This window comes from Paenibacillus zeirhizosphaerae (genome assembly GCF_030705605.1).
GTDB lineage: Bacteria > Bacillota > Bacilli > Paenibacillales > Paenibacillaceae > Paenibacillus > Paenibacillus zeirhizosphaerae.
On record NZ_JAPCKK010000016.1, the window covers coordinates 79,354 to 96,276 of the forward strand.

General features: G+C 50.5%; 12 protein-coding genes. 1 reads left to right on the top strand and 11 read right to left on the bottom strand.

The annotated features are described in order from the left end of the window. Positions 1 to 39 precede the first annotated feature (39 nt). Positions 40 to 1,566 carry a glucose-6-phosphate dehydrogenase gene (zwf, locus tag OIN60_RS10185; RefSeq protein ID WP_305754765.1) on the bottom strand — a complete coding sequence of 509 codons (1,527 nt, stop codon included), beginning with the start codon at positions 1,564 to 1,566 and terminating at the stop codon, positions 40 to 42. 184 nt (positions 1,567 to 1,750) lie between these two features. Between zwf and OIN60_RS10190 the strand changes: the two genes are divergently transcribed. Further along, the gene (locus OIN60_RS10190) at positions 1,751 to 2,629 is read left to right on the top strand and encodes a LysR family transcriptional regulator (RefSeq protein ID WP_305754766.1); all 879 of its coding nucleotides are present in this window, start codon (positions 1,751 to 1,753) and stop codon (positions 2,627 to 2,629) included. 77 nt (positions 2,630 to 2,706) lie between these two features. Here the strand turns inward: OIN60_RS10190 and OIN60_RS10195 are convergent, their stop codons facing one another. The 10 genes from OIN60_RS10195 to OIN60_RS10240 form a co-directional block, all read right to left on the bottom strand. Continuing rightward, positions 2,707 to 3,825, bottom strand: coding sequence for a GntR family transcriptional regulator (locus tag OIN60_RS10195; RefSeq protein WP_305754767.1), 1,119 nt, complete (start codon positions 3,823 to 3,825; stop codon positions 2,707 to 2,709). A gap of 120 nt (positions 3,826 to 3,945) precedes the next feature. Continuing rightward, positions 3,946 to 7,065: an alpha-mannosidase gene (locus OIN60_RS10200; RefSeq protein WP_305754768.1), complete on the bottom strand. Its 3,120-nt coding sequence runs from the start codon at positions 7,063 to 7,065 to the stop codon at positions 3,946 to 3,948. Positions 7,066 to 7,094: 29 nt separating this feature from the next. Further along, entirely contained in the window at positions 7,095 to 7,919 is an 825-nt protein-coding gene (locus OIN60_RS10205; protein ID WP_305754769.1) for a carbohydrate ABC transporter permease, read from the bottom strand. A gap of 21 nt (positions 7,920 to 7,940) precedes the next feature. Beyond that, the gene (locus tag OIN60_RS10210) at positions 7,941 to 8,861 is read right to left on the bottom strand and encodes a carbohydrate ABC transporter permease (RefSeq protein ID WP_370872461.1); all 921 of its coding nucleotides are present in this window, start codon (positions 8,859 to 8,861) and stop codon (positions 7,941 to 7,943) included. Between the two features lie 101 nt (positions 8,862 to 8,962). Beyond that, a complete protein-coding gene (locus OIN60_RS10215; RefSeq protein ID WP_305754770.1) occupies positions 8,963 to 10,348 on the bottom strand; it encodes an ABC transporter substrate-binding protein in 1,386 nt (461 codons plus the stop codon). Between the two features lie 378 nt (positions 10,349 to 10,726). Next, positions 10,727 to 11,554: a carbohydrate ABC transporter permease gene (locus OIN60_RS10220; protein ID WP_305754771.1), complete on the bottom strand. Its 828-nt coding sequence runs from the start codon at positions 11,552 to 11,554 to the stop codon at positions 10,727 to 10,729. Continuing rightward, positions 11,551 to 12,435, bottom strand: coding sequence for a carbohydrate ABC transporter permease (locus OIN60_RS10225; protein WP_305754772.1), 885 nt, complete (start codon positions 12,433 to 12,435; stop codon positions 11,551 to 11,553). Before OIN60_RS10225 ends, OIN60_RS10220 begins: the two co-directional genes overlap by 4 nt. A 21-nt stretch (positions 12,436 to 12,456) precedes the next feature. Beyond that, the gene (locus OIN60_RS10230) at positions 12,457 to 13,743 is read right to left on the bottom strand and encodes an extracellular solute-binding protein (protein ID WP_305754773.1); all 1,287 of its coding nucleotides are present in this window, start codon (positions 13,741 to 13,743) and stop codon (positions 12,457 to 12,459) included. A 107-nt stretch (positions 13,744 to 13,850) separates the two neighbouring features. Next, complete coding sequence (locus OIN60_RS10235; protein ID WP_370872462.1) at positions 13,851 to 14,906, bottom strand: response regulator; 1,056 nt, start codon at positions 14,904 to 14,906, stop codon at positions 13,851 to 13,853. Then, positions 14,903 to 16,705, bottom strand: a complete 1,803-nt coding sequence (locus tag OIN60_RS10240; RefSeq protein ID WP_305754774.1) for a sensor histidine kinase — start codon at positions 16,703 to 16,705, stop codon at positions 14,903 to 14,905. The genes OIN60_RS10235 and OIN60_RS10240 overlap by 4 nt, the downstream gene beginning before the upstream one ends. Positions 16,706 to 16,923 lie beyond the last annotated feature (218 nt).

The window sequence follows — 16,923 nt, forward strand, 5'->3', positions numbered from 1 at the left end:
GTAAATTACCTCCATATTTTGGTTTGTGTTTTATATAAATTAAAGGGTTGCCATCGAATAGGTTGTGCTGTTATTTTGCGTCTCGCTGTTCTGTTCCGGCTTGGAGTCAAACCACCAATGATAGCCGTCTTTGGCAAGCAACGCATCCACTTCGGCAGGCCCATAGCTGCCTGCAGCATAAGGATACAGCGGAATCAGGTTTTCCTCGAATGCCTCCAGAATCGGCTGCACCCACTCCCAGGACAATTCAACCTCGTCCCAATGCGCGAAATACGTTGCATCCCCATTCATTGCGTCATGAATCAGATTTTCATAAGCCTCCGGCAGATCATTCTGGCTCGAGTGAAGCTCGATATTCACAGGTTTGATCTCCCCCTTATGATGGGGATCGTTCATATTTAACTGGAGCGTGATACTCTCGTTCGGACTCATCTCGATGACAAGCAGATTAGGCTGCAGGGAACTGTCCTTGACTGAACCCAGTTGAGCGATCGGATCTTTAAACTCGACCACAATTCGTGTGGACTTCTCCATCATTCTTTTGCCTGTGCGGATATAGAACGGAACGCCCTTCCAGAAATAATCATCGATCTGCAACTTGGCCGCAATAAAGGTATCGTTGGTGGAATCCGCAGCGATTCCGGGCTCTGATGTGTAAGCAGGCACCTGAGCTCCTTTAATGCTTCCCGCCTGATATTGGCCGCGGATGATATTCAGGCCAACATCCTGTTTTCGTACAGGCTCCAAGGCTTCGATCACCTGTTTTTTCTTCAGCCGCATCTGATCGATGTTACTCCCATGCGGAAGCTGAATCGCCGTCATCATGAGCAATTGCAGCAGATGGTTCTGGAACATGTCCCGCAGAGCGCCTACATGATCATAATAGCCTGCTCTTTCTTCCACACCTACGGTTTCGTTTGCGGTAATCTGCACGTTCGCGATATAGCGGTTTTTCAGCAATGCCTGCAGCACCGGGTTCGTTGCCCGCAGCGTTTCAAGCCCTTGAACCATCGGTTTGCCGAGGTAATGGTCAATACGATACACCTCGTCTTCCGTAAAGGCCTTACTCAGCTTCTCATTGAGCTCACGCGCTGACTGCAAGTCATGGCCAAAAGGCTTTTCAATAACAAGACGTTTCCAGCCTTGGGTGGAACCCAGTCCGCTGCTCTGAATGTTGTCTGCGATCGGTACGAAAAATTCCGGTCCCACAGACAGGTAAAAGAGTCGATTCTGCGGAATGTTCAGCTCTTGCTCCCGCTCTTCAACCAATTGCAGCAGCTTCTGGTAATCCTCCTTGCGGCCGATATCCAGAACACTGTAGCGGAACGCCTCCACAAACTGCTTGATTTTTGACGTGTCCGCTGATTCCCGTCTGGAGAAATCACGAAGCGATTGCTCGACATTCGCCTGGAAGGTTTCATCAGACCATTCTCTTCGTCCCAGTCCAATTAAGGAAAAGGATTCCGGCAGTTTTTGATCAATAAACAGATTATATAAAGCTGGATAAATTTTTCTTTTAGCTAAATCGCCTGTAGCCCCAAACAAAATAAAAGTAGTTGGCTCCATCTTCCTTGCTCCTTTCAAAAGAGAGCTGCCTGATTTTCCCGCGCTGCAAAGGTGACTGTAAATTGCTTTATTCAACGGTTTTTCATTTTTGCAAGCTCTGGTTTGTTCTTTGTAGTTTTACTATAATACTTTTAACAGCCATATAAGTAATTAATAAATTTAAGAGGAGATATAGACAACATCTATGAGTATAAATTATGAGCTTTACAAGGTGTTTTATTGGGCTGCCAAAACAGGAAGTTTATCCCAGGCGGCCAAGGCTTTGTACCTCACCCAACCCAGCGTCAGTCATGCGATCAAGCAACTGGAGGACAGCTTTGGCATCACGCTGTTTCATCGAAATGCCAAAGGCGTTATCCTAACGCAGGAGGGTGCTGTTCTGTATTCCTACATCGAGCAGTCTCAGATTCTAATCACATTGGCAGAGGAACGGATGGCTGCGCTCAAAAATCTGGAAAGCGGCGAGCTGCGAGTGGGCGGCAGCGAATCGCTGTTCAAGCATTACCTACTGCCTTATATCGAAAAATTCCATGAACGGCACCCCGATGTCAGGCTGCAACTGAATCATGGGACGACTCCAGAAATTATCTCCTTCCTCAAGGAAGGAAGAATTGACTTGGGTGTTGTGCGCATGCCTATAGTGGATGCTCAATTAGAGGTAAAGGAAAGCTTTCAGTTGCGGGAGTGTTTTGTCGCGGGTGAACGGTATGCCGAGCTCAAAAACGAGATTTTGCCATTGCATAAGCTGCTGCAGTATCCGATTATTTTATTCTCCCGGAACAGCCGGGTCCGGGTAGCCATCACGGAACTCTTCGAAAGCTACGGCTTTCAGCTAAAGCCTGATATCGAGGTAGGAAGCGTGGATCTGCTGATCGAATTTGCGCGGCGGGGGCTCGGACTCTCCTATGTAACCAGGGAGTTTGTTACGAAGGAGCTGGACGAGGGCTCACTCTTCGAGATCCAATTGGATGTACCGCTTCCACCGTCACGTGTAGGAATCATGACGATGCAGAGTATGCCGCTGTCCAGTGCGGCAAGCAAATTTATCGAGCTTGTCTACTAGGAAAAGGGTCATATCAAAAGGGGACCGCTTACCGTGATTCAGGTTAAGCGGTCCCCTTGCCGTATCGTTCATGTTCATTATGCACCATGCACAGGTCTGCCAGCGTTTTTGACGACACTGCTTCCTGCCACCAAGGTTGCAGGAAGACAATCCTGCCGGTATGTGAACTCGCCTTCCATCATTTCCAGAAGCCGTCTGATGGCAAGCTCGCCGAGCGCTTTTTCATCTTGAAGAATACGTGTGAAATTCCAGCTCTGCAGACTTCGTTCCGGTCCGTCAAAACATAAAATGGAGAGATCCTCCGGTACACGCATACCGAGCTGCTCTGCGGCTCGTTTGGCCAGAAGCGCGATATTATATTCCAGCGCAAATAAAGCGGTAATGTGCGGATTACGTATTAAATGCCTTTGAATTTCATCAATATCCTGATCTATCGTTGCTCCAGAAGAAGGCTGCGTGCTCTCGATTGCGGTAAGCCACAATTGCCTGTTTACGATGACGTTTCTTTCCGCATAGGCCTGCACGATACCGTCCAAACGGTCCTCCACGGTCGTAATTCCGATCGCACGCGGCGACAGAATTCCGATATGCTCGTGACCCAAGCCTAATAAATATTCTGTCCCCATTTTAGCAGCGGCTGTATTATCGGTGGATACGGAAGTCGCAGCGACCCCCTTGAAGACCCTGTCAATCAGCACAAACGGGAACCGGTTCACCACCATTTTCAAAATTTCAGAGCTGTAATGATCCGCTTCCGCCGGATAGATAAGAAGTCCGTCAACACCGAATTCCAGCAGCTCTTTAATCATTTTTTCCTCTTTTGCCGGTTGACCTAAGGAACGCTTTAGAATGACAAAGCATTTGCCATCGGCCGCTTCCTCAATGCTTGAAATGAGCTTTGCGCCGTAGGTATCGTCGAACTCGGTAACAATTAATCCAAATAGCGGTTTCCGCTCACGATCCTGTATGGTCCGGTGTGCCTTCTGATTTCCTGATACGAATGTTCCTTTGCCCCGCTGTCGGTATACTGTGCCGTCCTTAACTAATTTCTCCAGCGCTTTTTTGCTCGTAATCCGGCTGACCCGAAAGCCTTCAGACAGCTCTTTTTCCGAAGGAACTCGGTCGCCGACCTTGTATTTCCCGGACACGATGTCCTGCTTTAATGCCTGATATACTTGTTCATATAAAGCTTTCATTCCAGCCTCCACCTCATAGCCTTTCACATCTATCGAGAATCGGGCGATTCCCTCTTTCTACAAAAAAAGCCCTTTAAGTATAATTACGTCTCTATTATACCGAAAGGGCTATAGGTTCGTTCACTGTTTTTTCAACTGCACGAGGAAGGTTTTGATTTCATAGGGCTTGATTTCAAAGGAGAACGCCCCGTTCTCCGAGGCATGATCTCCGTCTCTCTCCAGCAGGTCGCATTCACGCCAGGATACGATATTCACCCCGCTGTTGATCTCGACCCGTCCTCTGGCGCCCGCAAATTCGTGCAATCGGATGACGATGTCCTCATTCTCCTCAGCTCGTTTAACGGCATCAATCATGACATGATCACAGTTGAGTGAGAACATGGACAGGCTGCCGCCCTGCCCTTGAATGCCGGTAAGCGGGCTGTTGAGATCCCATGCTTCCTGGACCGTCCTGCCTTCATACCAGCCGGACGCATGGGGAAGCAGGGAATATGTAAATACATGCTCGCCCTGATCTGCCAGCACATCCGGATAAGTTGCCGATTTCAACAAGGTCAGACGCATCACATTATCTTTGATATCATGGCCGTATTTGCAATCGTTCAGCAGGCTGACACCATAACCGGTTTCAGACAGATCGGCCCATTGATGACCCACCGTTTCAAACCGCGCGTAGTCCCAGCTAGTGTTCCAGTGCGTGGGCCGCTTGACGTTGCCGTATTGAATATCATAGGTCGCTTCCGTCGCCCGCACATCTACGGTGAAGGCTGCTTTCAGCAGCTGATCCTGTTCGTGCCAGTCAATATGTGTCTCAAAATCGATGCGTGGATTGTCCGCATACAGAGTCAGATTCTGTTGGATCACGGACCGGTTATACGACCATGTGAACTGAATCACGGTGCGGACCGGACCGTTTTCAGTGACTGTGCACCCGGTCAAACCCGTAATTTCCTTCATCTTTTCCTGGTAGTAAATATCGATATCCCAGGCATCATACTGCATCGGTTTATCCTCGAATACCTGCAGCACATTGCCTCTCGCCCCTGATGCCAGTACATCCCGTCCGTTCTTTACATCAAAAATGCGGATCAATTGGCCATGCTCATTCCACGTTATTTCATAATAAGGAGATATAACAGAATGGTTAGCAATCTGAAATACGGAAGCCTCCTGCTCCCCACCTGGTTCTGAAGTAATGACTGTGGCACCAAGCGGCGGAATTTGCTCCAACTGTACGAGCCAGTTCCCGTCAGCGGTCATCTGGGATGTAAGGAGATCACCGTTCTGATTTTTCCAGATCAGACGATCCTCACTGCCCTGTTTCACTACCTGAACGATGCCGCTGCGAATCCAAGAAGCCGAATTGAAGACAGTAAACGATTGCGAATCAGCGCTGTTGACGAGCCCCGTGGCCGCTTCCAGCAGAGCCTGACTTGCCAGACGTTCAGCTTCCTCGTATTCGACTTTGCTGTCCTCATACACCTCCCGGATGGATGAACCCGGAATGATGTCATGGAACTGGTTGCGCAGCACGATTTTCCAGCTTTCCTCAAGCTCCTGTGCCGGATAGGCTGACCAATCCCCGAACAGTACACTTTGCAGCACGTTCATCCATTCCGCTTCACGTAGCAGCAGCTCCATTTTCCGGTTCATACGTTTATTGTACGCCTGGCTCGTGTAGGTGCCGCGATGATACTCCAGGTATAACTCACCGTCCCAGGTATGCACATACTGGTCCGTCTGCTCGACCGTCTTATGCAGGCGCGTAAAAAATTCGTCCGCTCTGCCCGTCTTCACCGCCGGCAGACCGGGCATGCGGTCCAGACGTCTGCGCATTTCCAGCATCTCGCGGTTGACGCCACCTCCCCCGTCCCCATAACCGTAAGAAAGCAGCAGCTCCTGGTTGACCGCCTTGTCGCGGTACACCTCCCAGCTTCCTTTGACAGTACGAGGCGTGATACGTCCGTTGTAGGTATAGAACCAATATTCATCCTCAGGGGTCGTAATAAAATGAGTGAGAATTTCAGTGCCGTCAATACCCCGCCATTTGAACGTATCATGCGGCATTTTATTGAACTGGCTCCAGCTGATTTTGGTCGTCATAAAGGTGCGGATGCCCGCTTTGACCAAAATCTGCGGCAGCGCCCAGCTATATCCGAACACGTCAGGCAGCCATAAATACTCACATTCCCGTCCATACTGTTCACGGAAAAATTTCGTTCCATAGAGCAGTTGCCGCACCAGCGACTCACCAGAGGTCAGGTTGCAGTCCGCTTCCAGCCACATGCCCCCATCCGTCTCCCAGCGCCCTTCCTGCACCCGCTTGCCGATCTGGTCATACAAGTCCGGGTAATCCTGCCGGATATAATCGTACAATTGCGGCTGAGTCTGCAAAAAGATATATTCCGGAAAAAGCTCCATCAGCCGCAGCACGGTCGAGAAGGAACGGGCCGCCTTCTCCCTCGTATGCTTCAGCCGCCACAGCCATGCCACATCGATATGCGTATGTCCGATGCAGGTAACAGTTACCGGATAATGCTTCGGAATCCCCTCAATCGCTTCATTCAAGCTGGAGCCCGCACGGTATACGCTTTCATAAAAGGCATCCGTTCCCGGAGCGGACCAGTCGATCACCAGAAAAGCCTGATCGAGCGCTTTTAACAGCGTTTGCCTCTCCGGCTGCGTCTCCTGCAAATAATTAACGGTATCCAGCGCCGCTTTTGCCGTAAAGTACAGATCATCGGTCCTGGTATCCAGACAGGCGATATACGCTGTTTTGAGCTGATGCTCCTGCACCGTCGGTTTGCCTCCACCCTCAAGCCCCGACCACAGCCTGAAGCACAGATTCAGGCTGGTGCCAGCCAACTCATCACTAATGAACACCTCCTGATGGTTCATATCCACACCCTGATATGGCTCACCATTCAGATAAAGCAGGGATTCAAAACCGGAATTTCCGCCGCCGCCTGTTTTGCCAAAGTCGAATATGCCGACGATTTTTTCACCTTTCCAGTCCGCCGGGATATCGGCATCCGTTTTTAACCATATATATTTGTCCCGCCCTTCCCAACGTTCTCCTGTGTTCATAACCGACCACTCCCCCTCGTGAGGGGGACGCTGGCCTACGATACCTTCATCGTCCAGTTGAGCCTGGAATGAAGCAATCGGCCGGATATTTCGATAACGCCATGAGTTCAATTCGCGAATACGGCGTTCCAGTTTTTCAATCGTCCAAAACATACGTGTCGCTCCCTTCAACGTGGAAATTGCTATCCTTTGGATGCTCCGCCGAGACTAAATCCTTTTGACATATAACGCTGTGAGAAGATATACAGCACAACTGCAGGCATCGTATAAATCAGGGAAAAGGCCGCAAGCTTGCCATACTCGACCATGCCGTAATTGCCGAAGAATTGGTAGATGCTGACGGAGGCGGGAAAATTCTCGGGTGTCTGAATCAAAATGTATGGAACGAAGAAGTTGCCCCAGCTTCCTGAGAATGTAAAAATAGCAACCGTACAGATGCCCGGCACCATCAGCGGGGCCACAATTTTTCGCAGCCCTGTCCATACCGCCGCGCCATCCACCCAGGCAGACTCTTCCAGTTCAATCGGAACGGCATCCATGAAATTTTTCATCATCCAAATCCCGTAGGGCAGACCCGAGGCTGTCAGAAACAGCATCGTGCCCACAAGGGAATCATCCAGCTTCAGGTAAATAAAGAGCTGATACACAGGCACCATGACCGCCGTAATCGGCAGCGAGGTCATGAAGAGAATCGTGTACATGAACGGCTTTTTGTATTTCATGCTGTAACGGGACAGCGGATACGCCGCCAGCCCTGCCACAACAACGACCAGCACCGCCTGCCCGAAGGACAGAAGCAGACCGATCACAAAGGCGCGGATATTCGCAGAATCGGTAAGGATCGACGTGAAATTTTGCACTGTTAAGGAATCCGGAATTTTCAACGCCTGCTGTGCATGCGGGTCCACCGCAGCAAAAATGACCCACAGCAGCGGCAGCAAGAACAGCACCCCTATAAGCGTCAGGACCCCATAGGAGGCGGTTTTTTCGGCTTTCAAACGGTTCATCGCTTATTCACTCGCCTTTCCCTATACTTTGACGTTCATAGAACGCATGTACACCAGACTTGCTAGGATACCCACCAGCAGCAGAATCAGGGAAATCGCTGTGCCGTAACCAAGCTGATAATTGACAAAGGCCTGATTGTACATAAAAATCGGCAGTGTCTGGGTGGCCGTCCCCGGCCCCCCGCCTGTCATGGCATAGATCAGGGTGAACACCCCCAGCGTTTGCAGCGTCACCAGGATCATGTTGGTCACAATCGAACCCTTTACCGTCGGGATCACCACCCGGATAAGCACCTGGAACCGGCTCGCTCCGTCAATGACCGCTGCTTCTTCAATCGCCTTTGGCACATCATCCAGCGCGGCCTGAAACACCATCATGGAGAAAGCGGTACCATGCCATATGTTTGCAATGATGACACTGACCATCGGAAACGTATACAACCAGGCTATCGGCTGCAGCCCGGCATATCCAAGCATGGCGTTCAAGGTGCCGTTATCGCTAAGAAAGGCCACCCAGCAAAAAGCCACCACGATTTCCGGCGTGACCCAGCCCGCGATTATAATAATGCCGATCAAGCGCCGGAAGGTCGGATTTTTTTCCTTCATGAGCAGGGCCAGAATAAAGCCTAAAATCTGCTGGCCCAATACAGCAGATGCCAGTAAAAAAAGAATCGTATTCACCATGCTGACCCGGAAATTCGGGTCCTGGAACATCGCTGCAAAATTCTGAAATCCGATAAACTGTACATTTTGCGCGGCAGTACCTGTCAAGGATAGATTCGTAAAAGCAAAATAAAACGTTAACAGAATCGGTCCGGCAAAAAAGACGAGCAGCAACGCCCATGCAGGGAATAAAAAAAGCACCGACCTGAGCGCCGTGTAATCCCGTCTTGCGGAGCTGTTCGTCCGCGCCGTCCCGGAAACAACCGGATTTGCAGCCACAGTAACACTCCTCTCTTGTTCACCTGCTGGTAACAACCCATGCCCAGAATGACTTGACTGGCCCCCTTCCGGTTAACGGAAAGGGAGCATTGCATCATCCGTTAGCGTGTGGTAACAAGATCCTCACCCACAAGTTTTGTTACATTCGCTTGATACTGTTCAGCAGCCTGCTCAGGCGTCAATCTGTCTGTAACGACATCCTCGACCAGCGTCTGGATCTGGGTGGAAACGGAAGGGTATTTATCGACTGCCGGGCGGAAATGGGTGTTCTTCAGGAAAGCGGAAGCTTCCTTGAACATCGGAATCGCCTGATACTTCGGATCCTCGGACACATCGCTGCGTGGAGAAAGGTTGTTCTCTTTCAGCAGAAGCGACAGATTGTGCTTTTTGTTGGACGCCAGCTTTACAAATTCCCAGGCCAGCTCTTTATTGTCCGAATTTTTCGGAATGGACCAAGCCCAGCCGCCGGACATGGACACAGAGCCAGGTGCCTGCCCTTGTTGCGTTGGCATCGCCGCAAAACCTATCACATCCTTGGACTCTGGCCATGGGGCTGAGCCACCCTCCCGCCAGGTGCCCATCTGCCAAACCCCGTCAAGACCAATGGCCAGTTTGCCCTTCGGCATAAGCTGCTGATACGCCACGGATCCCGCCTGACCGTTGAGTACCTGCGACAGATTCGGACCGAGCTTTTCCTCATACACCTGATCGATAAATTTGAACGTATTCGTCAGGCCTTCGCTCTTCACGATCCACTTCTTGGATTCGGAATCATACAGCGGGTCCCCCGTCCCGTACAACAGCATTTCAAAGGTCTGCATGGAAGTGGCTTCCCCACTCGCCTTACCCGAGTTCATCCAAAGCGGAACGACGTCTGCAGGCAGCTTTTCCTTGATCGTTCTGGCGGCTGTCAAAACGTCATCCCACGTCTTGGGCTCCCATGGAACCGGAAGGCCGGCCTGCTGGAATAATTGCTTGTTATACCATAGTCCGCGGGCATCAGTATTATAAGGGACTCCATACACTTTACCGTCCTGGGCGATTACTCCGCTTTTGACGTTCTCGGTAAACTGCTCCCACTCACTCCAGCCTTTTACCTGGTCATCCAGCGGCTCCAGATAACCCGCGCTTGCATCCGAGTTAACCATGAACGTATCCTCTGTCACCACATCCGGGGCGGTGTTGGCGGATTTCAGCATCAGCGCAACCTTGGCAAAATAATCCCCCTCCGACACATTCAGCGGCGACAGCTTTACTTGTGCATCCGGATGCGCTTTTTTGAATTCCGGAATAACCTCCTGCTCCAGCCACTGTGTCAAGGACTCATTTGCTCCGCCGCCGGAGCGGAACGTAATGCTGATGACATTTTTACCGCTTTCCCCGCCTGCATCCGTGCCCGCACCTCCATTGGAACAAGCTGTGCTGAACAACAATCCCCCCGTTATCAAACAAACCGTAGCCAATTTTCTGTATTTGCTCAATCCCATCAGAATCTCCCCGTTTCCGCAATGGTATAGGTGACAGCATCTCCCTTAGTAAACGCTTTCAATTCTGTTGAAAAAAAATTTCCTCTGACCGATCAGCCCTAACACCATCCGTTCGGCTGAAAAGGCTTAATATATATTTCTCATCCCCTCCCCCAACCGTATTGGGTAAACCTGGCACATAAATAATCTACTTGATATAAATGATATATGTCAATATACTTTTTATGTCGAAATTTGCTATTCTGACCGTTTGGAATCGGCTCTGCTTTATTCTTGGTTTGGCGATGATGTTTTGTCTTCAAAAACAAGGCGGGCGACCTGTCTCCGATAAAATACCGGGAACAGCTCGCCTTTTAAACCTCTGAATCTATTGTTTTTTTAGCCTTTCACCGCGCCTTCCGCAATACCTTCCATAATAAATTTCTGAAAGAATCCGTAGATAATGACCACCGGGATCGCCGTTAGCACCAGCGAGGACAGAATCAAGGGCCACTCCTTGTTGTACTCCCCAAACAGCATATTGGTAGAGAGAATCAATGTGTACGTGTTCACGTCGGTCAGCATCAGCAAGGGCAGCAGGAAATCGTTCCAGATCCACAGAAAGTCCAAAATCGCAATCGTTACCGTAATCGGCAGCAGCAGCGGGAAAATGATGCGGAAAAATGTCTGGAACTCGCTGCAGCCATCGATTTGGGCAGACTCCTCCAGTTCTCGCGGAATGGATTTGACAAATCCGTGATAGAGGAAAATCGCCATGTTGACACCAAGCCCGATATAGATCAAAGCTAGTCCATAGGTTGTGCCCTGCACATACATCGCCTTGGCCATGCGGGTGAGCGGGATCATGATCGAATGGAACGGCACCAGCATGGAAGCGACAAACAGGAAAAAAATCGCGCCGCTCAATCTGCCCCGTGTGCGGGATAGTTTATACCCTGCCATAGAAGCAGTGAGGATAATGCCAGCAATGCCGATGACAGATATCGTGGCTGAATTCAGCGTGCTGCCCAGCAGATTGATTTTGGCAAAAGCATCCCCATAGTTTTCCCAGTGCATTGTTGTCGGCAGCGCAATAAAGGATATGAACATTTCACCCTGGTTTTTGAAGGAATTGATGACCGCCATGTAGATGGGGAAGCAGGCAATGACAGCTCCGACGATCAGGAGCAGCGTTATCAGCAGAGAGCTGGCTGTGCGTTTTCTCATGCCTCCACCTCCCTTTTCTTCATGACCGTGATCTGGATCAAGGTGAAAATCAGAACGATGACAAACAGAATGACAGATTTCGCGCTTGCATAACCATAACGGAAATTGTTGGAGAAGGCTTCCTCGTAAATGTTCATCGTAATCACCTGTGTTGCGCGGCCAGGCCCTCCGCCTGTCAAACCGTAAACGACCTCGAATACTTTAAAGGCCCCGTTCAGTGTCAGGAAAAAACAGATGGTGACCGCGTGTGTAATCATCGGCAGGACCACGCTGTGCAGCGTCTGCAGCGGACTTGCGCCGTCAATGAGCGCGGCTTCCTTCAGGCTTTGCGGAACCCCCTGCAGGGCAGCCAGATAGATGATCATCATGTAGCCTACTCCATTCCAGAGCGACACCGTCAGGATGGAATAAAAGGAATACTGCGGATCACCCAGCCACGACTGATCCAAAAAGAGGATGGCGAACCGCTCGGCCAACTGCGGCAGCACCTGGGAGAAGACAAACGTCCACATAAACGCGCTGATGATGGTGCTGATCATGTTGGGCATGAAAAAGATCGTCCGGAAAAAACCTTTGCTCTTTGTGCGGGACTCGATCAGCACGGCCAGCAGCAACGCGATTCCGTTTTGCAAAATGATCATAAAGAGCACGTATTTCAGCGTGAACCACAAGGAATTCATAAAATCTGGATCTTCCCGCAGCGCCTCCGTGAAGTTGGCCAAGCCGATGAAATCGTAATTCCGATTGAGCCCGTTCCAGTCCGTGAAGCTGTAATACATGCCGCCGACCGTCGGGATGAGCAGGAAGATCGCATAGAGAATAAACGCCGGGGCCGTAAATAGCAGCAGTGAAATATATTTTTTGTATCCCCCGTTATACACAGCAGCTTCCCCCTTGCCGGTTCATTTGTTCACTTTGTTATAGGATTTCCAGGCTTTATCGAGCGCGGCAATGACATCATCCTGGGACATTTGTCCGGCATAGTAGGACTGCAGCGCTTTACCCGCCTCATCCTTCACCGCCTGTGGAATAGCCGGGTCCTGATAGGACTTGCCTGCTTTTACATATTCCATGGCATCATTCACCCAAGGATAGCTGTCATACGTATGAGTTTTGGCAACCGGATTGAATTTCAGGGCCTGATAAAATGCGCTTGAATCCTGATTATCCAGCACATAATTGACAAAAGCCAGCGCCAGTTCCTTGTTCTTGCTGGAGGAAGACACGGCCAGCGAAGTTGATGTGCTTAGGTCGATCATCGTTGCATCCGGATTATCACTGACCGGCAACGGTGCTACGCCAAAGTCCAGCTCCGGATTGGATTTCAGAATCGTCTCCGCATACCACGGGCCTTGCACCCACATCGCTGCTTTACCGGCAGCAAACGCGGCCGCTCCGTCGTCTCCACCCACCTCCAGGGCGCGATCCGTGCCATTGGCGTTGACCAGATCCATCATACCGAACAGAGAAGCTTTAATTTCACTAAAGGAACCTTGGTCATTATTCATGCGTTCCACGAAATCCTTGTTTTCCGTATTGATCGTGGCACCGGCTGCGAGCGGCAGGAAGAGCTGTGGAATCCAGGCTTCCTTGTAGGAGATTTCAAATGGAGTTATATTGGCCGCCTTTAGCTTATCTACCACGGTTTTCATTTCCGTCAGTGTTGTTGGCGGGTTAATGCCCTGCTCTGCAAAAATTTTCTTGTTGTACAGAAAACCCCAAGCGAGCGTTTCCATAGGAATGGCTACGATTTTACCGTCCGTTGTCGTTACAGACGGCTTCACGCTGTCCAGCATCTTATCCACCAACGGCTGCTCCGACAGGTCTTCCAGATAACCGGCTTTGTAGAAAGACGGAATCTCATTAACTGCATGCAGCGCGAACACGTCAGGCGCATCATTGGACGCAAGCCGGGTTTTCAGAATCTGGGCTGCATTATCCGAGGGCGGCATTTCCAGTTGCACGGTGAGGTCGATATTTTTCTCTGCTTTCATCTTCGCTTTAAACTGTTCGATGTACTTATCGTAGTGCTCTTTAAACCTGGGCTGGCCGATGAACATTTTGAGCGTAACGCTGTTCCCTGCCGTGGCTCCGCCTTCAGTCCCATTTGTTCCCTCATTGGCACCACATCCAGCTAGCAGCACGGCAGCCAATAGAGATCCCGTTATACCCTTCCATAGCTTCCTCACATCCATGACCTCCCTGATGTTCACTCTTCTTTTTGTACACAAGTTCATTGTAAATCATTAATGTAAGCGCTTCATTGGACGGATTTAGAGCATATTATTGCACATTTTTAAACTTCATTCTGTTTGCGCATTTCTCCGGGGGCAATTCCGAAATACTTTTTGAATACCCGGTAAAAATAGGATACATCCTCGTAACCCGCCATCTCACACACCGTTTTTATCGGATGCTGCTCCTGCACGATCCACTCCCTGGCCTTTTCCATCCGCAGCTGCACAATATAATCGGTCACGTTCACCCCATACTCCTGCTTAAATACCTTGCTGAGATATTCTTTGCTGACAAAGAACACCTTGGCGAGAAACTCCAACGTAATCGGCTCGGTAAAATGCTGCTCCATATACTGCCGGATTTCCTCCAGATTCAGCTTGTTCTTGAATTTGCGCTGCTGAATAAGCGCATCAAGCGCCTGCATATAGTACTGCTGCATGTCATGTACCGCCGCCTCTGCGGAGGATAACGTATGCGGTGTCACCCTGATCTCCTGTTGCTCGGCCCCTGGCATTGCAGCAGCAACCAGCTCTTTTAAATGAAGAAGCAGCTCTTGCACAACCCGCCCCAGCTTGCGATGGCCTGAATCAGTCTGCAGCTCCTGCTGAAGCTGTCCGAATACGACGGTTATGCCCTCCCTGTTCAATTCATGGAAATAAGAGCGCAAGCTTTGCTTATAACCGGAGAGCCGTTGCGAGCATTCAAGATCAAACGGCTCCAGCCTGGATTTTTGGCTGTCCTGCAGCTCTGTTTTGCATTTTTGCAGCGCGGCGTTAAGCTCCTGTGGATCAATCGGCTTGAGCAGGTAATCGACCGACCGGTATTTTAACGCATGCTTGGCATAATTAAAGTCGTCATAACCGCTGATCACAATCGTCCTGATCTCCGGAAAACGCTCCTTTAAAATACGCAGCAGCTCCACTCCATCAGCAGCGGGCATGCGCATATCCGTAATGACAATTTCGGGCTCTAACGCTTCGGTCAGCCGTACTGCCTCGATCCCGTCCCCGGCTTCGCCAACGATTTGCAAGCCAATATGATCCCACTCTCCGAGTGACCGGATCATATCCCTGTTCCAATGCTCATCATCGACCAGAAGCACTTTTAACATCATTCCGCCGCCCCCCTTGATTCGTTTGGAACACAAATGCAAACGTCCGTGCCCTTGCCTGGTTCGCTATTTATACTGATTCCATACGCCGGACCGAAATGCATTCGGATGCGAGCCGCAACGTTAATCAGCCCGATGCTCTTTCCACTCATCCATATGCCGCCTGTGCCTGAACCATCTGCATCTGAAGCAAGCTTGCTGCGCAGCTTCGCAAGCCGGTCCGGCTCCATTCCGGCCCCGTTATCGCTGATGCGGATCAGCACGCCGGTACCGCTGCGTTTGATCGATACGTTCAGCTTCCAATTCTCCGGTCTGGACTCCAGTCCGTGCGCAAATGCATTTTCTGCAATCGGCTGTAAAGACAGCTTGGGCAGCTCGCTCTGCAGCGTCTCCTCTTCCACATCCAGCGTATATTGAAGCCGGCCTTGGAACCGCTTTTGCTGAATATGCATGTAATGCTGCAGGTGCTTCAGCTCTGCCTGCAGGGAGGCCAGATGATCGGGTTCACGCACGATATAACGGAACATTTCGCTTAAGGAGCGGATCACTTCATAGCTGTCCGCTGGCTTATGTGCAAAGATCATACCCCCGATGAGCTGCAGCGTATTTTGCAGAAAATGCGGGTTGATCTGCGATTGCAGCGCTTTAAGCTCTGCTGTTCTTTTTTCCAGATTGATCTTGTATTCATACTGAATATGGCTGCGGATACGGATGGCCATATCGTGCAGGTTGTTCTCCAGCAAACCGATCTCATCCGTTCTTCCGCTGCGGGCAGGCAGCACCTTACGCTCATCGATAAGGTCGATGCCCTGCAGCGATTGGACAAGCTTAACGATTGGCCGGGCCGTTCTCCAGGCCAGAAAAACGGCGAGCAGCACCGAAAGTGCTGCCGACACGGTGCCCACAAGCAGGCCATAGGTCATGGTAGCGATCGCGGTTTGGTCAATTTCCCGCTTGGGGATGATTTTGACCAACCGCAGACCGAGCGGATCGACGGTATTGTAAAATACATACTCCTGCGGTGTGCGAAAATAACCCGGACCGGGACCTGCAGCAGTCAGCCGTTCCACAGCCTCTTTTGATAAAGCGCTTTCAATCGATGGGCTGTAAAGCACTTTGCCGTCATTCCCGGCAATCAACACACGCTGCTTCTCCGTTCCGCCCAGTAGCTCCAGCGTCTGGTTAAAGGCCGACCAGCGAATCTCCAGGGTGATCGCCCCAAGCCTCTCCTGGTTCTCGAAACGGTTGATGCTGCGGATCAGCCTGAACTTTTCCGGATCATCGCCAGTCGTATCAATGATGAAATCCTTGTTCTGCCGCACGAGATCGCCATAGACCACAGGAGGCGCAGCAAGCGTGCGTACATTGTTCTCCATGGAATCGATCATGAACAGGGTGCTGGTTTCATGCACATATAAACCGATCCCGACCACATGATTGCCTGCCGAATAATAGACACTGTTCAGAATTTCGAAAATTTTGCGCTGCTCGTCCAGACGGCTTGAGAGATCGTCTTGTTCTCTGTCTCCCAGATACTCAGTTAGAACCGGACTGACCTGAATGGTATAAATCAGATTGTTCAACTGCGAAAATTGTTCCCCCAAATAAATGCCGGTCCATTTCAGATTGGACAAATTGGTGTTGATGACCTCGGACTCCATGGAAGCCCTGCTGTTCTCGGCCGCCAGCGCCGTTATGGCGATAATCGGCAGTACAGCGAGCAGCACCATCGTGATGATTAGCTTGCTGCGGATACTGCGCCGCACAGAATGGATACAACGCCGGAAAAGATGCTTTAACAATGCAGATTCACCTGCTTTCCCATGCAGTGATTGCCCTGCAAAGATCGTGAAAAAAAATACGCCCTCGCATCAAGAAGGCGCTTTCATTAATAGATGCCTGAAAGACTCGCGGAAATAGTTCCAGCCTCATGATGCCGTTCTTTTTGGCTGTATTATACCTGATTTTGATCTGGAATACGATGATAAACAGGCGAGCCGAATCATGATCCATAAAGGGA